Below are 18,402 nucleotides of genomic sequence, written 5' to 3'. Positions count from 1 at the left end.
AGGTTTTCTAACATCAGATAGTGTTGCAGGTCTGGGTTTTCTTTGTTACAATGGATCTATTCAGATAAATGGAGGTTACTAGATGAAGAAAGGGTTGATCATTCAAGGTATCAAAATGAAAACTTCTGTGTCAGTTTTCGTTTCTACACTATTCTACGTGTTTTTAGCTTCCTTCTTTATAGAAGGAGGACTATGGCTCAGTAGTGAATTGGTGGGACCATTTTCCATTGCAATAGGTTATCTAACCGAGTTCTTCTCACCAGGAAATGGGGTTGCAAGTATTCAAGAGTTTTTCTTCCATTATATTCTCTATTATGAGCTTTTCAGTTTTGTATTTATTCTCTTACTCTTTATTTTTTGGGTGAAAGTAATAGAGAAGAATTCCTTATCAAGCTTAGGTTTTGTAAAAAGAAATTGGCTCAAGTATCTAGGTTGGGGGATCTTGCTTTCCCTTCTTCAAATGGGAATGATTGCCCTTGTCTACCAAGTGGGTGGAATCGGGACTTTTGAGCTAAATGAATTAAGTTTAGAACCCATCCTCTTTATTCTAGGTTTATTCCCATTTTGGCTCCTTCAAGGAGGAACGGAAGAAGTAGCGACGCGGGGTTGGCTCCTGACTCGGATTGCTGCAAGAGCCAATCTACCCTTAGCGATCTTGATTTCTAGTAGTCTCTTTGGCATTCTGCATATGGGTAATGCAGGAGTGACCTTCTTATCCGTTCTGAATATCATCCTTGATGGGGTGCTAGCTGGTCTGCTTTTTATCTATACCGATAGTATCTGGCTAGTGGTCGCTCAGCACGGGACCTGGAACTATGTACAAGGAAATCTCCTTGGTTTTCAAGTCAGTGGGACGGGGGCAGATGCCTCTATCTTCAGCTTTACCATGGGATCAGGACCTGACTGGCTGACCGGAGGGGAATTTGGAGCGGAAGGATCGATCATCACAACTCTGGTTCTTCTATTATCCGTCCTGATTGTTTACCGCTTAGGGGAAAGAAATGAAAGAGCTGTTGAGTAATAAGTGTGAAATGGCTGATAGGAAATAATGATAAATACGAAGACAGGCTCTTTAGTCTGTCTTTTTCTGCACTAGGTTCCTCTCCTCAAAAGTCAGAGAAATATCCTTTATTGTGGTAAAATAAAGGAAGTACAGTCGAAGGAAGAAAGTATGATTAATAGAATCACAGACAACAAATTTAAACTAGTCTCCAAATACCAACCGTCTGGGGATCAACCGCAGGCCATCGAGCAGTTGGTAGATAACATCGAAGGTGGCGAAAAGGCCCAAATCTTGATGGGGGCAACTGGTACGGGGAAGACCTATACCATGAGTCAGGTCATCGCCCAAGTCAATAAGCCAACCTTGGTCATTGCCCACAATAAGACACTAGCAGGCCAGCTCTATGGGGAGTTCAAGGAATTTTTCCCTGAAAATGCGGTCGAGTATTTCGTCTCTTACTACGATTACTACCAGCCAGAAGCTTATGTGCCCTCTAGCGATACCTATATCGAAAAAGATAGCTCGGTCAATGATGAGATTGACAAGCTTCGTCACTCAGCAACCTCCGCTCTTTTAGAACGAAATGACGTCATTGTAGTCGCGTCTGTTTCGTGTATCTATGGGTTAGGTTCGCCTAAGGAATACTCCGACAGCGTGGTGAGCCTGCGTCCGGGTCTGGAGATTTCTCGTGATAAACTGCTCAATGACTTGGTGGACATTCAGTTTGAGCGCAATGACATCGACTTTCAACGGGGAAAATTCCGTGTTCGTGGGGATGTGGTCGAGATTTTCCCAGCTTCGCGTGATGAGCATGCCTTTCGAGTCGAGTTTTTCGGGGATGAGATTGAGCGGATTCGTGAGGTTGAAGCTTTGACGGGCCAAGTTCTAGGAGATGTGGACCACTTAGCCATTTTCCCAGCCACTCACTTCGTGACCAATGACGACCATATGGAAGTGGCCATTGCCAAGATTCAGGCGGAACTAGAAGAGCAGTTAAAAGTCTTTGAAAAAGAAGGTAAGCTCTTAGAAGCCCAACGCCTGAAGCAACGGACAGAGTACGATATTGAAATGTTGCGGGAAATGGGCTACACCAATGGGGTGGAGAACTACTCCCGTCACATGGATGGCCGAAGTGAAGGAGAGCCTCCTTACACCCTCCTTGACTTCTTCCCAGAAGATTTCCTCATCATGATCGATGAAAGTCACATGACCATGGGACAGATCAAGGGTATGTACAATGGAGACCGATCACGCAAGGAGATGTTGGTCAACTATGGTTTCCGTTTGCCATCTGCCTTGGACAACCGGCCACTGCGTCGTGAAGAGTTTGAAAGCCATGTCCACCAGATTGTCTATGTGTCAGCGACACCAGGTGACTATGAGATGGAACAAACGGACACCGTCATCGAGCAGATTATTCGTCCGACTGGTCTTCTGGATCCAGAAGTGGAAGTACGCCCTACCATGGGACAAATGGACGATCTCTTGGGTGAGATCAATGCGCGTGTAGAACGTGGAGAGCGGACCTTTGTCACTACCCTGACCAAGAAGATGGCAGAAGACTTGACCGACTACTTCAAGGAAATGGGTGTTAAAGTCAAATACATGCACTCGGACATTAAGACCTTGGAGCGGACGGAGATTATTCGTGATTTGCGTTTGGGCGTTTTTGATGTCTTGGTCGGTATCAACCTCCTTCGGGAAGGGATAGACGTACCAGAAGTCAGCCTAGTTGCCATTCTTGATGCGGATAAGGAAGGCTTCCTCCGTAATGAGCGTGGGCTTATCCAGACCATCGGGCGTGCAGCCCGTAATAGTGAGGGACATGTGATTATGTATGCGGACACCATGACCCAGTCGATGCAAAAAGCTATTGATGAAACAGCTCGTCGTCGTCAGATTCAGATGGCCTATAATGAAGAGCATGGCATTGTGCCACAAACCATTAAGAAGGAAATCCGAGATCTTATTTCTGTTACTAAGGCGGTGTCCAAGGAAGAAGACAAGGAAGTGGATATCACCAGTCTCAACCGCCAAGAGCGCAAGGAACTGGTCAAGAAACTGCAAGGTCAAATGCAAGAAGCCGTCGAAGTGCTTGATTTCGAGCTTGCAGCGCAAATCCGCGATATGATGTTGGAAGTGAAGGCCTTGGATTAGAAAGGATAAAGCGAATGAAGATTATCATTAAAGCAATGGAAACTCCTGAAGAGATAGAAGGAAAATCTCTCGTTCATTGGCAAACGTGGAGAGAGGCTTATGACGATCTTTTACCCGCGGATTTTCAGGAGACGATGACATTAGAAAAATGTCGATTCTTTAGTCAAAAATATCCAGAAAATACCTTGATTGCGATGGATGGAAAGAAGGTCGTTGGATTTATCAGCTATGGAAATTACCGTGATGAGACCATTCAAGCTGGTGAAATCATTGCCTTATATGTTTTAAAAGATTACTATGGAAAAGGTGTGAGTAAACAGTTAATGCATGCTGCATTTGTTGCTCTTGATCCATTCTCTGAAATTTATTTATGGGTATTGAAAGATAATAAGCGAGCCATTGCTTTCTATCAAAAAATGGGTTTTACTTTTGATGGCCAAGAACAAATACTTAAACTTGGAAAACCTGTTAAGGAATTGCGGATGATGTGTTCTTCAAATAAAAATTCCTAAAGGACGTATCTATCAATCTTTGAACCATTATCAATTAATCAAGTAAAAATATAAAAGAGATAGAATGAACCAAAGAGATGAAGGAGAAGACGAATGAAAATTTTAGTCATCAATGGGCATCCCGATAAGGAAAGTTACTGTCAGGCTATTTTCCAAACCATTGTCGAAAATATTGACTCAGGTCGCCATGAACTTGAAGTCATTAACCTTAATGAAGAGGACTTTGATCCGGTTCTTCGCTATGGCTATCGAAAGCGGATGGAGGAAGATCCTTTTATTCTTCGTTCCCAAGAATTAATCCAGTGGGCAGATCACCTGATCTTTGTTTATCCCATCTGGTGGAGTAGTATGCCGAGCCTTATGAAAGGCTGGATCGACCGGGTCTTTACACCGGGGATTGCTTACTCGGCCAATGATCAGGGAAGTTTTATCTGGAATTACCTCAGAGGCAAGCAATTCAAGAAGTTGCTTAAAGGCAAAACGGCCAGTATTTATGCGACCTCCATGGCCCCCACTTGGTGGTATAAGATCTTTTCAGGCCCTCTCAACATTCCAGATAGTTATGGCATCTCTGTTTTGAAAAATGCCGTCTTGAACCACTGTGGGATTAAAACCAAGCGTGTCAGCATTTTGGGAGAAGTCGGCCGGGATGTGAATACCGCTAGCATGCGGGAACAGCATCTCCAAAAGGTAGCAGCAGAAGTGAAGAAACTTTGACCCTGTTCTTGTCTTTGTTGGACATTTCTAGACAAGCGGTTGTATTCTTAATGGATGTTGGATAAAATAGAATTAAAATCCATGGGAAATAGGGTAAATAAATATGTTTCTGTTTATGTATATGATCTATGTCATCTATTTCATTTCAAAACTGAAAAAAGAAGATAAAAGGGTCTCTCTTTTTACGAAGATTGTTGTTTATGGTTTATTGGTTTTATCATTGATTAAGATCTATTTCGGCTTAGTGGCATTTATATTTTCCCCTTTACCACTAATTGGTTCAATAGTTTCTTTTGCTCTTGGCGGTATGAGATTGGTTCTTAAAATAGTTATAGCACTTAGCTTACTTTTATTATCGCTAAGTCTATTCTTAGACAGCAAAAAAAGTGATCCGGATACGCCCCTTATAGAACATTGGCTCCGGTTAGGTTATCATATTCTGTTGATGTTACTTTAGGAGATCCAGTTTAAACCAATTAGTAAGAAAGGGAGATCAAACATGAAAGAGTATCTGAACCTGTTTCGGATCTTGTATCTTATTCTTTTACTTTTAGTTTTTGCGAACTTTTTATTAGGCTACAATGGTTACGCCTTTACTCCGCTCCTCTGGAATCCTTGGTTGTATCTAGGAGCTGTGACAGTTTTTTGTCATATCTGGTATCGCTTTTATCGAACTCACACAGTCAATTGGAAGAATGTAGTGGGGCTACTTTTTAGTTTCTTTGCTAGCTTGATCTTAGTATTATTCATTGTGTTTTTCTTTAGTTTTGATGGTCATGGTTCGGTAACGATTCACTCGGAATATTATTTAAAAGAGAAGTCAATTGTCTTTCAGAGAGGCTCTCTTTTGGATGCCTATGATGAATACCATGAGCTGGTAAATCCCTTTGTGATGAAAAAAGAGATAAAGAAAAAAGTTTATATTGATTCATTGTCAACATATTAGAAAGGAAATTTATGTCACGCGAAACATCTACCATTCTAACAAATCTATGTCTGATCGAAGACTGTTCAACGAATAAAGTAGTCCTCCAATACCGCTCACCTGAAAAGACTCACTGGGCTGGCCATGCTTTTCCAGGTGGCCATATCGAAGAAGGAGAAAGCCTTGTAGAATCCGTCATTCGTGAAGTCTACGAAGAGACAGGACTGACAATTGCAGATCCAAAACTGGTCGCAGTCAAAGACTGGGAGCCAGATGAGGGAGGCCGCTATATTGTCTTTTGCTACAAAGCGACAGAATTTACAGGCCAGCTCAGATCATCTGAAGAAGGAGAAGTTTCTTGGGTTGAGAAGGACCAATTAGAAAAGTTGGACTTGTCCTACGACATGCTTCCTCTCCTAGAAGTGATGGAAGACCCAGATTTATCCGAGTACTATTATCGCAAACGGACAGACGATGATTGGGAAAAATTAAGATTTTAAACAAAGGGCTAGAGGTATCTAGTTCTTTTTAGCTCTAAGGAATTGCCCCTTTGCTTGTATCTGCTTCTTAATTGTAGTATGATAGAGGAGTTGAAAAGATGCTAGAAAAGGTGGCAAGTAATATGAAAGATTTTCACTTTGATGCAATTGCTGCATTTGAAAATTACGAAATCGAAAAGATGAGAGATGGCCATGTGGTGGTGACAACCAAGGTCGTGGAATCATCGCTCAATTATTATGGAAATGCGCATGGAGGCTATCTCTTTACCCTGTGTGACCAAGTCAGTGGTTTGGTCGTGGTTTCTCAAGGTGTCGATGGGGTGACCTTGCAATCCTCGATCAATTACTTGAAAGCAGGACGTCTGGGTGATGTCCTTACGATACATGGCGAATGTGTCCACAGTGGACGGACGACTCGAGTTGTGGATGTCGATATTACCAATCAAGACGGGGCCAATGTCTGCAAGGCAACCTTTACGATGTTTGTTACGGGAGTGAGAGATGAATCCGCACAAGTACGCATTTAAAAACTATATTTTTGATTTTTATGGAACCTTGGTCGACATCGAAACGGATGAGTCGAGCCCCATTTTATGGGATACCATGGCTCAGATCTACCAATCCTACGGGGCAAGCTACACAGGAGAAGGTCTGCGCCTGCGTTATAGAGAGTTGGTGCAACAAGCCGAAGAAGACTTGTCTAAGGAAAAACACGTTGCCTATCCAGAGATTGATCTGACGGTCATCTTTGTGCAATTGTATTTAGAAGGTCATCCAAGTGGGGATAGTGTTGCCCACCTCAAAGAGTGGGGACGTTTGATTGCGAGGACTTTCCGTGTCCTTTCTCGCAAGCGGTTGGAGCTCTATCCTCACACGAAAGAAGTGTTAGAGGATATGAAAGCTGCAGGTTGCCGAATCTTTCTTTTATCCAATGCCCAAGCAGATTTTACCAATCCGGAGATTGATTTGGTTGGTTTGAGAGAGCTTTTCCATGCCATTTACTTGTCGTCTGACGCAGGTATTCGCAAACCTCAGCCAGAGTTCCTCTTGGAAGTGATGAAAGAACACCAGTTGAACCCTGAGAAAACGGTCATGGTGGGGAATGACTTTACGACAGATGTCGCTGTTGCCCAAAGTATCGGGATGGAGAGCATCTTGATCAATACCTTCCCATACTCTGATGCTGAACTGCGCGAGAAGAATCAAGCAGGTGTGCGCGTGATTCGAGATATTCAAGAATTGCAGGAAGATTGAGAAATATGATCTATGTAGGGAGGCCAAGTCGCCTCCTTTTTTCTTGAAAATGCTACAGTCGAGCAGGATTTGTCAAATTTTCGCTTTCATGGTATACTATGAAAGTTAATTTGAATAAGGAGATAAAAATGAATAACTTACCAAACTGTCCAAAATGTAACTCTGAATACGTCTATGAAGATGGAGCGCTCTTGGTGTGCCCAGAGTGTGCGTATGAATGGAACCCAGCTGAGGTCGAAGAAGAAGAGGGTGTCGTAGCGATTGACGCCAACGGAAACAAATTGGCTGATGGCGATACAGTGACTTTGATCAAAGATTTGAAAGTTAAGGGTGCACCGAAAGATTTGAAACAAGGGACGCGCGTGAAAAACATCCGTATCGTTGAAGGAGACCACAACATCGATTGTAAGATTGATGGCTTTGGTGCAATGAAACTAAAATCAGAATTTGTGAAGAAAATCTAAAGAAAAGAAGGAGGGCCTTGCCTCTTTTCTTTCAGGAGAATACTATGAAATTCAAATTATTATTTAGCTATCGTTTTCTATTGTTTATCTTAAGTGTTATTGGCGTTTATCTGCAACTCACCAAGCATGGTGGCTTTGGCATGATGCTCTATTACACCATTTTATCCAACATGTTAGTCATGTTCTTTATGGGAGACATGGTTTGGCGCATGGTTCGAGGTCGTTCGACCCAGACTCAGGGTTACCTTCGTATGAAAGGCGCAGTTACCATGTCCATTATGATTACCTGTGTCATCTACCACTTTATGTTGGCGCCTCTTGCGACACCAGAGAAGTTTTATCGTTTGGAAAACTTCCTCTGTCATTACATCGTTCCTTTGATGTTCTTCTTTGATACCCTAGTGATTGATAAAGCCAAGCAATACCGTAAGCTCGATCCTTTCTTTTGGACCTTGATTCCACTGGCTTACATGCTCTTTGCTCTTCTCAATGGGTTGGTCTTGAAGTGGCCAATTCCAGGTGCAAAAGATAGTCCCTTTGCCTATTTCTTTATCAATGTGAATAAATACGGCTGGGCCTTTGTTGGAAAATGGGTGGTGATCATCTTTATCGCTTACCTCTTGGCTGGCTATGTGCTCTATGGGATTAAAAATATCAAGCGGAAATCGGCTGTTTCTTAGTAAAAACCGAACATTATTCGGATGAAAAGTCATGTTTTTAAATTTTTTTGAAAAATGTTGAGTTTTTTCTTGCATGTCGTTTGAAACTGTGATATAGTTATTTCAATTAAATAAATCCTTTAATCCTGTCCCGTGAGGCAGGCAAGGAGACTGTGAAAAACAATGGCTAGGACCATAGAGCGAGACTCTATCCTCTTAGACCATTCATTTGCTGAACCTCCTTGAAAAAGGAGGTTTTTCTTTTACAACTAAGGAGGACTGAATGAAAACCAAAGAAGTCGTTGATGATTTGACGATGAAACGGGCCATTACCCGCATCACCTACGAAATCATTGAACGAAACAAAGATTTGAGCCAGATTGTGCTGGTGGGAATCAAGACGCGCGGTGTTTACATTGCTCGCCGGATCCAAGAACGCCTCTCTCAGCTGGAACAAATTGATGTCCCTGTTGCAGAACTCGATACCAAGCCTTTCCGAGATGATATGAAGGCGACAGAGGATACGACGGTCTTACCAGTTGATATCGCTCATAGAGAGGTCATCTTGATCGATGACGTCCTCTATACAGGTCGTACGATTCGCGCTGCCATTGATAATCTGGTCAGTCACGGTCGTCCTGCTCGAGTAAGTCTTGCGGTTCTAGTCGACCGTGGGCATCGAGAGTTGCCGATTCGTCCGGACTTTGTTGGGAAAAATATCCCGACCAGTAAGTCAGAGGAAATCATTGTCGAGATGGTGGAACTAGACGGCCAAGACCGCGTCCTCATCAAAGAAGCTTAAATAAATAATAAACCATTCACAATATAAAAGGAGAATCAACATGTCTGAAAATCAAATCGCTCTTAAAAACCTTGTCTCAATGGAAACTCTTACCAATGAAGAAGTAATGGCTTTGATCAAGCGTGGGATTGAGTTCAAAAATGGAGCTAAAGCATCCTACGAAGACCAACACATCATCTCAAACCTTTTCTTTGAACCTTCAACTCGTACCCACAAAGCCTTTGAAGTGGCAGAGTTGAAATTGGGATGTGATCTCCTTGACTTTGATGTAAAGACAAGCTCTGTGAACAAAGGGGAAACACTTTACGACACAATCTTAACCATGTCAGCTCTTGGAGTGGATGTCTGTGTCATCCGTCACCCTGAAGTGGACTACTACAAAGAATTGGTTGAAAGTCCAACGATCACTGCCTCTATCGTCAATGGTGGGGACGGTTCAGGTCAACACCCAAGCCAAAGCTTGCTTGATTTGATGACCATCTACCAAGAATTCGGTCACTTTGATGGCTTGAAAGTTTGTATCGCTGGGGACTTGGATCACTCACGTGTGGCAAAATCAAACATGCAAATCTTGAAACGTTTGGGAGCAACTCTTTACTTTGCAGGTCCAGACGAATGGAGAAGTGCGGAATTTGAAGACTATGGAACCTTCGTCACTATCGATGAAGTCATTGAAAAAGTGGATGTGATGATGTTCTTGCGTGTGCAACACGAACGTCATGATTACGAATCACTCTTCTCTAAAGAAAACTACCACCGCCTTCATGGTTTGACACAAGAACGTTATGACCGTATGAAAGATACTGCGATCTTGATGCACCCAGCACCAGTCAACCGTGACGTTGAAATTGCGGACCACTTGGTAGAAGCTCCTAAATCTCGCATCGTAGAACAAATGACCAACGGTGTCTTTGTCCGTATGGCCATCATTGAAGCCGTCCTTAAAGGTCGCGGTGCAAAATAAGATAACTGACAATTCATTGAAAGGAAAGGAAGAGGACAGAGTAGACAGCTACATGGAATCTGACTTTCCTTTTTTTAAGGAACTATGATAAAATTGGATTAGTGTAAAAAGAAGGGAGGGGTTCGATGAAACGATTATTGGTCCTAGAGGATGGGACTGTATTTGAAGGAGAAGCCTTTGGTGCAGACTTATATGTGACTGGTGAATTGGTCTTTACGACAGCCATGACAGGCTATCAAGAATTGATCACGGATCAGGCTTTTAGTGGCCAGATCCTCTCCTTTACCTTTCCAGTTATTGGCGCAACAGGGATCAATCGAGATGATTCTGAATCGATTACGCCCACTTGTTTAGCAGTAGTCGTTCAGCATCTAGTGGAGATGCCGAGCAATTGGCGGCAGCAGATGACCTTGGATGAATTCTTGAAGCGAAAAAAAATCCCTGGTATTGTAGGGATTGATACGAGACAGGTGGCAAAAATTGTCCGCAAGTATGGACGGATGAAGGCGACTGTCATTAACAAGGGGGATTCGATCGAGCATATCTTGGATCAGTTGCGAGCAACGGTCCTTCCCAAAGACCAAGTGCGTCAAGTTTCTACAAAAACGGCCTATGCTGTACCAGGTTTTGGAAAGAGTATTGCCTTGATTGATCTAGGGGTCAAGCACTCTGTCTTACGCCAGCTGAGTCAAAGGGACTGTAATGTGACAGTTTATCCCTATGATATCTCTTATGATGAACTGATGGAACAGCAGCCCGATGGCGTTATTTTATCCAGTGGGCCTGGCGATCCCCATCAGGTGAAAAAACTCTGCCGCTTGATCAAAAAGCTCAATGGTCAGATTCCAATCTGGGGTATGGGCTTGGGAGCACAGGTATTGGCTCAAGCTTACGGGGCTGAGCTAGCTCCCATGGAAGTTGGGCATTTCGGTTTAAATATTCCCGTCCGTGAAATTGCGACAGGGAAAATCGAGATAACGAGTCAAAATCACTTGTATAGTATCGCACGCGATAGCCTACCCCATGATTTATTGGTCACGCATGAAAATGTCAATGACCATAGTATCGAAGCTTTTCGCCATCGTTACCAACCGATTTTAGGGGTTCAATTCCAAGTGGATGCGAGTCCAGGGCCAAGGGAAAATCTCTATTTTTACGATGAATTTTTAGAATTGATTGATGCCAAAATTCACGAAAGTAGAAGGGAGAAGGAATGATGAAAGAAAACCAGAAATTGCTTCTCCTATGTGGAGATTCTTATCAGGATATTAGCCTCTTGGCTGCGGTAAAGGAAGCACAAAAACTTAATGCCAAGGATGGGAATGCTCTGGTCCTTTATCTGGGCGAAGAAAATACTATCACCCAAGAAGCTGGAAAACAGGTTGTAGTCAGTAAGCTTAAGCTGGATGCTCTTAGGACGATTCTTCTTTCCTATACAGGATCCCGCTTGCTCCTAGCTTTTGCGGATAAACAGATTTTAAATCTCTTGTTCCGATTGGAAGAAATTGGGTTTTTCAAAGAAGTATCGATCATGATTGTCGGGCCGAGTCTCCAACGCTACCGGACCTTCTATCAGCAGGCGGATCAACGACGCCTTTTTCAAGAGCTGGGCTATCAGGTACCCGCTTCCGCACTGGTTGGCTCGGTTCGAGAAGCCATTGAGTTTTCTGAAGGCATTCAATTTCCCATTATGATCTGGCCGGTAGCGAGTAAGCAAGGGCAGGGGCGAAAGATTGCTCATAATCTAGATGACTTGTGCGAAGCAGTAGAAACGGGACTTTCGGTTTCTCCAAGTCAGCAGTGTTTGCTAGAATTTTCGACCTATGGCTTTAAGGAACTGGATTTTGTGGTCATGCGGGATCGCGAAGACAATCACTACCTGGCGGCCTCTATTGAAAGCATTGATCCTGTCGGGATCCATTCTAGTGACTCTTACCAATTTATGCCAGCGGTCACCCTGACTGACCGGGAGTTTCAAAATCTTCGAGAAGCAGCGATCCACATCAGTCGCTATTTGAAGCTGACAGGAGCCATTTCGATCAAGTTTGCTTTGGATCCGACGAGCTATGCTTTTTATATCCTAGAAGTTAATTCATTTGCTTCAGACAGTATCTCGATGGCCTCTATGGGCTTGGGCTATTCCTTGTTTGAGCAAGGAGTTCAGTTACAATTAGGGCGCTCTCTCGAGCATTTGCCTCATCCCTTGTTAAAGGATTTAAAGGCCGTTTACGAACCGAGTTTGGACTATATCTTCTTTAAGATTCCGATTTTTTCTGATGCTGCTAAAAATGCCCGTCTCAATACCCAAATTCACTCTTATGGGGCAGTTTATGGATTTGGGAAGAGAATCGATGAGGCTTATCAACAAGCCCTAGAAACCATTAAAGATAAGAACTTGCTGACCATCCTTCCTGAGGAAATGAGCGATGATGAATTAATCCAGAAAATTGCTCGTCATATGCCCCACCGGCTCTTCTATATCTTAGAAGCCTTGAAACGTGGTTTTGAGTTTGAGGAACTCTTGGATTTGAGTAAATTAGCACCTGTTTATTTGCAGGTCTTGGCCAATCTAGTGGAGTTAGATAAAGGAATAGAGGCTGAGACAAGTCCAGCCTTTCTTCCGGTTGAGCCATCAGCTGGCTTATATGAGGTCAAAGCGGGAGCAGCCTATTATCTGACCCAAAACGGAACCAATGAATCATTGGGTTTGGACGCTGCTTGTGTCTTGGTGGATGATCTAGAAATCTGCGATGAGTATTTTTACCAAAAGGTGCGAAAGCAGGCGAAAGAGCTGAAAGAAAAAGGACAACTGGTGATCTTAGTCACGAATCGTCCTTTTACAGAATCTTTGGCAGATAAAGTCTATTATCTTTCGATCAATGAGACAAGCCTTCACCTGATTCAGACCATTGATCAGGTCAAAGAAATTGTCAAGCTTTCAAACATACAATAAAGGATCCGGACAATCTATCCGAATCCTTTTTTGTTTCTTATTTTTTGGTCACAATACCGATAATGGTATCAACTGCGCGTTCCATGGTTTGGAGGCTGACGTATTCAAAGCGACCATGCATGTTTTCGCCACCGGCAAAGATGTTTGGTGTTGGAATCCCCATAAAGGAAATTTTAGAGCCATCTGTACCACCACGGATCGGTTCAATGATTGGAGTGATGCCAAGATCTTCCATGACTTCCTTAGCAAGGGTGATTGGTGTCATATCTTGTTCAATCACTTGCTTCATGTTATAGTACTGATCTTTGAGGGTGAGGAGAATGCGTTCACTACCGAGTTCCGCATTCATTTGATCGGCAATTGATTTCATAAGGTCTTTGCGTTTCTCAAAGCTTTCGGTTTCAAAGTCCCGAATGATGTAGCTGGCACTTGCTTCTTCGACAGTTCCATCGATGTTCATCAAGTGGTAGAAGCCTTCATAGCCTTCGGTTAATTCTGGACGTGCTCCTTCAGGGAGTTTGTTATGGAAATCAATGGCCAATTGAAGAGCGTTGATCATTTGATCTTTAGCTGTACCTGGGTGGACATTGCGTCCTTTGAAGGTAATTTCAGCCCCAGCTGCTGAGAAGGTTTCGTATTGAAGCTCTCCAAGAGGACCACCATCTACAGTATAGGCAAAATCTACATCAAAATCCTCTGCATCAAATTGATCTGCGCCGACTCCGATTTCTTCATCTGGACCAAAACCGACACGGATTTCTCCGTGTTTGATTTCAGGATGAGCTGTCAGGTATTCAATAGCTGTCATGATTTCAGCGATACCAGATTTATCGTCTGCACCAAGAAGAGTAGTACCATCCGTCGTGATCAAGGTTTGTCCCTTGTAGTTATTCAAATGAGCAAAATCAGCTGGATCGAGTGTGAAACCAGAGTCACCAAGGGCAATGACACCCCCATCATAATTCTCAACGATTTGAGGATTGACATTTTCGGCATTGAAGTCAGCGGTATCCATGTGAGAAATAAATCCAATCTTGCGTGTAAAGCTTGGATCATTGGCTGGAAGTGTCCCAATAGCATAGCCGTTTGGTAAATAGTAGACGTTTTGAAGGCCCACGCGTTTCATTTCAGGGATCAAGACGTTTGTTGCAAAATCAACTTGTGATTGGGTACTTGGAGTGGTTGTAGAATTTTCGTCTGAACGTGTGTTAACCTTTACATAGGTAATAAAACGGTCCAACAAATTTTGGTATTTCATGATCATTCTCCTTTTTCAGTTTCAATTAATTTGTGAATAGCATGGGCCACGCCATCCTCATCATTGGTCAGGGTGATGAAGTCTGCGATTTCCTTGACAGCAGCATTGCCATTTCCCATAGCGACGCTGTAACCAGCAAAACGTAGCATTTCAAGGTCATTATTGGCATCTCCAAGAGCCATGACCTGGTCTCTCCTGTAGCCTAATGTTTGACTTAATGCTTGAAGAGCAGAAGCCTTGCTCGCTCCTTTTGGAAGGATTTCAAATAAGATATCCTGTGAACGTACAGTGTTAAAATCGGCCTCTAATGCAGCCTCATTCTGAGCTTGGAAGTCATCAATAGCAGAAGGATCTCCCACGTACATGGCTTGAAAAATAGGAACAAGGTTGGGTAGATCCTCTTCTGAGACAAGTGTCGGTTTACTATTAACAATACCCGCATCCATCGTGACAAGTTCACTGGCTTCAGGTGCGACCACTAGGTAGTGATCCATGTCAAATAAGGTTAGCTGGACGTCTGTATCTTCCGTCAAAACTTGCAACCGGTGCATGTCCTCAAGGCTCAATTCTTCCTTGCCAATGATTTCCCAATTCTGAGTCGACAAGGTTGTACACCCGTTATTGATAATCATATAGTAGTTGCCATCAGGGAGTCCAATCTCTTCAAAGATGGGCCGTACCCCTGCTAAGGGGCGCCCCGTACAGATCACAATGTCATAGCCGGCTTCATGGGCTCGGTGAAGAGCTTCAATATTGCCTTTAGATAGAGTCTTATCCTCATGCAAAAGAGTTCCGTCCAAGTCAATCGCAATTAATTTAATCATTTGATTTCCTCCAAATCAAGAGGAACAAAGCCATCAATCACTTTTCCAATCACCCCAGGTTCCTCATCTAGTGGAATGATTTGATCACTATATTTCTTATTGAGGGAAACCAGTCGAATACCGTTGGCCTCACGAAATACTCGTTTGATCAACGTTTGCCCATCAAAATCAATGGCATAAATAGCCCCTGCCTGATCATAATAGGTTTGCTTGATTAACACAACGGCCCCTTTTACGTATTTAGGCTCGAGGGAATCCGTATGAATCCAAAAAGCCAAATCGTAAGGAATCTTTTGATCAAACCAGACGATATCAGCTTGTTTCTGATTTTGGTAAGCTGCAAAAGAATCATAGACAGAATAAGAGTGGTATTGCTTTTCAATTTTCTGTCTTTCTTTCTGATGGGTCAAGAGACTCTTTCCATAAGAAAGAAGATTTTCTTGATTTCCTTCATCGAGCTTTTTATACAATCGTTCGATCTCTGAATCAATGACCACAAAATCATTGCGCAAACGAGGGTCAATTTCAGCAACTGCTACCTGGAAAAAGGCTGCAATCTTCTCTAAATTTTCAGGAACGGGAAGAGAAGTTCCTTTTACATATCCAGTCAGGGTACTTGCAGGGATTCCAGTAATACGAGATAATTCGATCTGTTTTTTTCCTTGTTCTTTCAGTAATTCTCTGATTTTTTCCGATATAATCCGTAATGCCTCTTTGTCTTGAGGGCTTGCTTTTCCACGACCTCTAGCCAACGTACTCACCTCCTTGTATTTACCCTTACTATTATAATGAATTAAATCGAAAAAGTAAATAGAAATCCCTGAGAAATGCGAAAAAAGATGAATTTGATCTAAATCGGATTTTCATTTTAAATTTTATCAGATATTCCTTTACTTTTTGAGGAAAAAGATCTAAGATAAAACCAAAGAGTTCATGGAGGTGGAGATATGATTCGTACTGTTCAAGTCAAAGATGCAGTTCAAATTAGAGATTTATGTCACCAAGCATTGGGGTATAATTCGACCCTTGAGAAAGTGGCAGCTCAGATTGAAAAATTCAATCTGCCAGATTCGGATCATTTTTGCTTTGTTTATGAAGAGGACCAAACAGGAAATATTCTTGGTTATGTGGAAGCGGAAGTTTATGAAAGCCTCTATAGTGACTCTGGTCTAAATGTTTTGGGACTTGCGGTTTTTCCAACTGCACAAGGACGTGGGATCGGTCGCCAATTGATGGAGCGAGTAGAAGATCTTGCCAAAAGCAAGCATTATGCTTTTATCCGTTTAAATTCTGGATCTCATCGAAAAGAAGCCCATATCTTTTACGAACACATAGGCTATGAGGGAAATAAAACGCAGAAGCGATTTTTGAAAATAATGAATTAAGATAGGCAAAGGCCTATCTTTTTTGTTATAATGAAGAGTACGATTAAATTTACTAGGAAGATGATTATGCCAAATTTTGAAGAATTAAAAAAACGACAAGAGAAGATTCGGAACTTCTCGATCATCGCCCATATTGACCATGGAAAGTCAACCTTGGCCGATCGAATTTTAGAAAAAACCGAAACCGTGTCTAGTCGGGAGATGCAAGCCCAACTCCTAGACAGTATGGACCTAGAGCGGGAACGTGGGATTACCATCAAGCTGAATGCCATCGAGTTGAACTACACGGCTAAAGATGGGGAAACCTATATCTTCCACTTGATTGACACACCAGGACACGTGGACTTTACCTATGAAGTTTCGCGGTCGCTCGCTGCCTGTGAGGGTGCCATTCTCGTAGTAGATGCCGCTCAAGGGATTGAAGCTCAGACCCTAGCCAATGTCTACTTAGCGCTGGACAATGATTTGGAAATCCTGCCAGTTATCAATAAAATCGACTTGCCAGCTGCAGATCCAGAACGGGTGCGCACAGAAGTAGAAGATGTCATCGGCTTGGATGCCAGTGAAGCAGTCCTAGCTTCTGCCAAGGCTGGTATTGGGATTGAAGAGATTTTGGAGCAGATCGTTGAGAAAGTTCCAGCTCCGACTGGGGATGTTGAAGCCCCTCTTCAAGCCTTGATCTTTGACTCTGTTTATGATGCCTATCGTGGGGTGATCCTTCAAGTCCGTGTGGTCAATGGAATGGTTAAACCGGGCGATAAGATCCAGCTCATGAGCAATGGCAAGACCTTTGATGTCACAGAAGTTGGGATCTTTACTCCTAAAGCAGTTGGACGTGATTTCCTTGCAACTGGAGACGTCGGCTATATTGCGGCTTCTATCAAAACCGTTGCGGACACCCGCGTCGGGGATACGGTGACCCTAGCGACCAATCCAGCAAGTGAGCCACTACATGGATACAAGCAAATGAATCCAATGGTCTTTGCTGGTCTTTACCCAATCGAATCTAACAAATACAATGATCTTCGTGAAGCCTTGGAAAAATTGCAATTGAATGACGCCAGTCTTCAATTTGAACCAGAAACTTCTCAGGCCCTCGGTTTTGGTTTCCGTTGTGGTTTCTTGGGTCTCCTTCATATGGACGTTATCCAGGAGCGCTTGGAGCGTGAGTTCAACATTGACTTGATCATGACAGCACCGTCTGTTATCTACAAGGTCAATTTGACAGATGGAGAAGCACTGGATGTCTCAAACCCTTCTGAGTTTCCAGATCCAACCAAGATCGCTTCGATCGAAGAACCGTATGTTAAAGCCCAAATCATGGTGCCGCAAGAGTTTGTTGGAGCTGTGATGGAATTAGCCCAACGGAAACGCGGTGATTTTGTGACCATGGACTACATCGATGAAAATCGGGTGAATGTCATCTATCAAATCCCACTAGCGGAAATTGTCTTTGATTTCTTTGATAAATTGAAATCTTCTACTCGTGGCTATGCGAGCTTTGACTATGAGTTGTCTGAATACCGTCCTTCTAAATTGGTCAAAATGGATATCCTTCTCAATGGCGATACCGTCGATGCCCTCAGCTTTATCGTTCACAAGGACTTTGCCTATGAACGTGGTAAGTTGATCGTTGAGAAGCTTAAGAAGATTATCCCTCGTCAACAGTTTGAGGTGCCCATCCAAGCAGCCATCGGTCATAAGATCGTGGCCCGTACAGATATCAAGGCCCTTCGGAAGAACGTCTTGGCCAAGTGTTATGGTGGGGATGTCTCACGGAAACGCAAGCTTCTTGAAAAACAAAAGGCTGGTAAGAAACGGATGAAAGCTATCGGATCTGTAGAAGTTCCACAGGAAGCCTTCCTATCTGTCTTGTCAATGGATGAAGAATAACAATTAGAGAGTGGGACAGAAATCGGTAATTCGTTAGAATTCGATTTCGTCGTCCCACCTCCGCACAGTTGAGTAGGGCTGTAAAAGCTGATGAAATCAGCGTAGTAGAGCCCACTCAACCACTGCGTCTTG

19 protein-coding genes are annotated in these 18,402 nt (G+C 43.0%); 16 read left to right on the top strand and 3 right to left on the bottom strand.

Annotation, left to right across the window (positions count from 1 at the left end):
* Positions 1 to 82: 82 nt before the first annotated feature.
* The 14 genes from PCY11_RS03525 (at position 83) to PCY11_RS03460 (ending at position 12,910) form a co-directional block, all read left to right on the top strand.
* A complete protein-coding gene (locus PCY11_RS03525; RefSeq protein ID WP_301362485.1) occupies positions 83 to 1,021 on the top strand; it encodes a CPBP family intramembrane glutamic endopeptidase in 939 nt (312 codons plus the stop codon).
* A 150-nt stretch (positions 1,022 to 1,171) separates the two neighbouring features.
* The gene (uvrB, locus tag PCY11_RS03520) at positions 1,172 to 3,160 is read left to right on the top strand and encodes an excinuclease ABC subunit UvrB (RefSeq protein WP_301362484.1); all 1,989 of its coding nucleotides are present in this window, start codon (positions 1,172 to 1,174) and stop codon (positions 3,158 to 3,160) included.
* A gap of 14 nt (positions 3,161 to 3,174) precedes the next feature.
* Positions 3,175 to 3,672 carry a GNAT family N-acetyltransferase gene (locus PCY11_RS03515; protein WP_070675545.1) on the top strand — a complete coding sequence of 166 codons (498 nt, stop codon included), beginning with the start codon at positions 3,175 to 3,177 and terminating at the stop codon, positions 3,670 to 3,672.
* A gap of 93 nt (positions 3,673 to 3,765) precedes the next feature.
* Positions 3,766 to 4,389: an NAD(P)H-dependent oxidoreductase gene (locus tag PCY11_RS03510; protein WP_070675542.1), complete on the top strand. Its 624-nt coding sequence runs from the start codon at positions 3,766 to 3,768 to the stop codon at positions 4,387 to 4,389.
* A gap of 499 nt (positions 4,390 to 4,888) precedes the next feature.
* Complete coding sequence (locus PCY11_RS03505) at positions 4,889 to 5,335, top strand: hypothetical protein (protein ID WP_070846482.1); 447 nt, start codon at positions 4,889 to 4,891, stop codon at positions 5,333 to 5,335.
* A gap of 11 nt (positions 5,336 to 5,346) precedes the next feature.
* Positions 5,347 to 5,814: an 8-oxo-dGTP diphosphatase gene (locus PCY11_RS03500; RefSeq protein WP_045759513.1), complete on the top strand. Its 468-nt coding sequence runs from the start codon at positions 5,347 to 5,349 to the stop codon at positions 5,812 to 5,814.
* Positions 5,815 to 5,936: 122 nt separating this feature from the next.
* Complete coding sequence (locus tag PCY11_RS03495) at positions 5,937 to 6,341, top strand: PaaI family thioesterase (protein WP_003016342.1); 405 nt, start codon at positions 5,937 to 5,939, stop codon at positions 6,339 to 6,341.
* Positions 6,316 to 7,068, top strand: a complete 753-nt coding sequence (locus tag PCY11_RS03490) for an HAD family hydrolase (RefSeq protein WP_045759512.1) — start codon at positions 6,316 to 6,318, stop codon at positions 7,066 to 7,068. The genes PCY11_RS03495 and PCY11_RS03490 overlap by 26 nt, the downstream gene beginning before the upstream one ends.
* Before the next feature lie 128 nt (positions 7,069 to 7,196).
* The gene (locus tag PCY11_RS03485; protein ID WP_003016288.1) at positions 7,197 to 7,532 is read left to right on the top strand and encodes a zinc ribbon domain-containing protein YjdM; all 336 of its coding nucleotides are present in this window, start codon (positions 7,197 to 7,199) and stop codon (positions 7,530 to 7,532) included.
* 44 nt (positions 7,533 to 7,576) lie between these two features.
* Positions 7,577 to 8,212 carry a Pr6Pr family membrane protein gene (locus PCY11_RS03480; RefSeq protein WP_045759511.1) on the top strand — a complete coding sequence of 212 codons (636 nt, stop codon included), beginning with the start codon at positions 7,577 to 7,579 and terminating at the stop codon, positions 8,210 to 8,212.
* Positions 8,213 to 8,474: 262 nt separating this feature from the next.
* On the top strand, positions 8,475 to 8,993 hold the full coding sequence (pyrR, locus tag PCY11_RS03475) for a bifunctional pyr operon transcriptional regulator/uracil phosphoribosyltransferase PyrR (protein WP_003001719.1): 519 nt from the start codon (positions 8,475 to 8,477) through the stop codon (positions 8,991 to 8,993).
* A 40-nt stretch (positions 8,994 to 9,033) separates the two neighbouring features.
* Positions 9,034 to 9,957, top strand: a complete 924-nt coding sequence (locus PCY11_RS03470) for an aspartate carbamoyltransferase catalytic subunit (protein ID WP_024055663.1) — start codon at positions 9,034 to 9,036, stop codon at positions 9,955 to 9,957.
* A 125-nt stretch (positions 9,958 to 10,082) separates the two neighbouring features.
* The gene (locus PCY11_RS03465; RefSeq protein ID WP_024055662.1) at positions 10,083 to 11,174 is read left to right on the top strand and encodes a carbamoyl phosphate synthase small subunit; all 1,092 of its coding nucleotides are present in this window, start codon (positions 10,083 to 10,085) and stop codon (positions 11,172 to 11,174) included.
* Positions 11,171 to 12,910, top strand: a complete 1,740-nt coding sequence (locus PCY11_RS03460) for a carbamoyl-phosphate synthase large subunit (protein ID WP_301362483.1) — start codon at positions 11,171 to 11,173, stop codon at positions 12,908 to 12,910. Before PCY11_RS03465 ends, PCY11_RS03460 begins: the two co-directional genes overlap by 4 nt.
* Positions 12,911 to 12,947: 37 nt before the next feature.
* Here PCY11_RS03460 and pepT read toward each other — a convergent pair whose 3' ends face one another.
* The 3 genes from pepT to PCY11_RS03445 are packed head-to-tail and all read right to left on the bottom strand — an operon-like array spanning position 12,948 to position 15,744.
* The gene (pepT, locus tag PCY11_RS03455; protein ID WP_049507377.1) at positions 12,948 to 14,168 is read right to left on the bottom strand and encodes a peptidase T; all 1,221 of its coding nucleotides are present in this window, start codon (positions 14,166 to 14,168) and stop codon (positions 12,948 to 12,950) included.
* 2 nt (positions 14,169 to 14,170) lie between these two features.
* Positions 14,171 to 14,992, bottom strand: a complete 822-nt coding sequence (locus PCY11_RS03450) for a Cof-type HAD-IIB family hydrolase (protein WP_024056087.1) — start codon at positions 14,990 to 14,992, stop codon at positions 14,171 to 14,173.
* The gene (locus PCY11_RS03445) at positions 14,989 to 15,744 is read right to left on the bottom strand and encodes an XRE family transcriptional regulator (protein WP_024056088.1); all 756 of its coding nucleotides are present in this window, start codon (positions 15,742 to 15,744) and stop codon (positions 14,989 to 14,991) included. The genes PCY11_RS03450 and PCY11_RS03445 overlap by 4 nt, the downstream gene beginning before the upstream one ends.
* 195 nt (positions 15,745 to 15,939) lie before the next feature.
* Between PCY11_RS03445 and PCY11_RS03440 the strand changes: the two genes are divergently transcribed.
* Both PCY11_RS03440 and lepA read left to right on the top strand, forming a co-directional pair.
* Entirely contained in the window at positions 15,940 to 16,377 is a 438-nt protein-coding gene (locus PCY11_RS03440; protein WP_024056089.1) for a GNAT family N-acetyltransferase, read from the top strand.
* A gap of 66 nt (positions 16,378 to 16,443) precedes the next feature.
* Entirely contained in the window at positions 16,444 to 18,270 is a 1,827-nt protein-coding gene (gene lepA / locus PCY11_RS03435; RefSeq protein WP_009731117.1) for a translation elongation factor 4, read from the top strand.
* Positions 18,271 to 18,402 lie beyond the last annotated feature (132 nt).

The sequence above is a fragment of the Streptococcus sp. SP8 genome, from assembly GCF_030440045.1.
GTDB lineage: Bacteria > Bacillota > Bacilli > Lactobacillales > Streptococcaceae > Streptococcus > Streptococcus parasanguinis_I.
Note: the sequence above shows the minus strand (reverse complement) of the source record. Positions and strands in the feature narration are given on the sequence as shown.

Coding starts and splice junctions, on each gene's coding strand:
- PCY11_RS03525 (WP_301362485.1), top strand. CDS start 83: ATGAAGAAAGGGTTGATCATTCAAGGTATCAAAATGAAAACTTCTGTG.
- uvrB (WP_301362484.1), top strand. CDS start 1,172: ATGATTAATAGAATCACAGACAACAAATTTAAACTAGTCTCCAAATAC.
- PCY11_RS03515 (WP_070675545.1), top strand. CDS start 3,175: ATGAAGATTATCATTAAAGCAATGGAAACTCCTGAAGAGATAGAAGGA.
- PCY11_RS03510 (WP_070675542.1), top strand. CDS start 3,766: ATGAAAATTTTAGTCATCAATGGGCATCCCGATAAGGAAAGTTACTGT.
- PCY11_RS03505 (WP_070846482.1), top strand. CDS start 4,889: ATGAAAGAGTATCTGAACCTGTTTCGGATCTTGTATCTTATTCTTTTA.
- PCY11_RS03500 (WP_045759513.1), top strand. CDS start 5,347: ATGTCACGCGAAACATCTACCATTCTAACAAATCTATGTCTGATCGAA.
- PCY11_RS03495 (WP_003016342.1), top strand. CDS start 5,937: ATGAAAGATTTTCACTTTGATGCAATTGCTGCATTTGAAAATTACGAA.
- PCY11_RS03490 (WP_045759512.1), top strand. CDS start 6,316: ATGAATCCGCACAAGTACGCATTTAAAAACTATATTTTTGATTTTTAT.
- PCY11_RS03485 (WP_003016288.1), top strand. CDS start 7,197: ATGAATAACTTACCAAACTGTCCAAAATGTAACTCTGAATACGTCTAT.
- PCY11_RS03480 (WP_045759511.1), top strand. CDS start 7,577: ATGAAATTCAAATTATTATTTAGCTATCGTTTTCTATTGTTTATCTTA.
- pyrR (WP_003001719.1), top strand. CDS start 8,475: ATGAAAACCAAAGAAGTCGTTGATGATTTGACGATGAAACGGGCCATT.
- PCY11_RS03470 (WP_024055663.1), top strand. CDS start 9,034: ATGTCTGAAAATCAAATCGCTCTTAAAAACCTTGTCTCAATGGAAACT.
- PCY11_RS03465 (WP_024055662.1), top strand. CDS start 10,083: ATGAAACGATTATTGGTCCTAGAGGATGGGACTGTATTTGAAGGAGAA.
- PCY11_RS03460 (WP_301362483.1), top strand. CDS start 11,171: ATGATGAAAGAAAACCAGAAATTGCTTCTCCTATGTGGAGATTCTTAT.
- pepT (WP_049507377.1), bottom strand. CDS start 14,168: ATGAAATACCAAAATTTGTTGGACCGTTTTATTACCTATGTAAAGGTT.
- PCY11_RS03450 (WP_024056087.1), bottom strand. CDS start 14,992: ATGATTAAATTAATTGCGATTGACTTGGACGGAACTCTTTTGCATGAG.
- PCY11_RS03440 (WP_024056089.1), top strand. CDS start 15,940: ATGATTCGTACTGTTCAAGTCAAAGATGCAGTTCAAATTAGAGATTTA.
- lepA (WP_009731117.1), top strand. CDS start 16,444: ATGCCAAATTTTGAAGAATTAAAAAAACGACAAGAGAAGATTCGGAAC.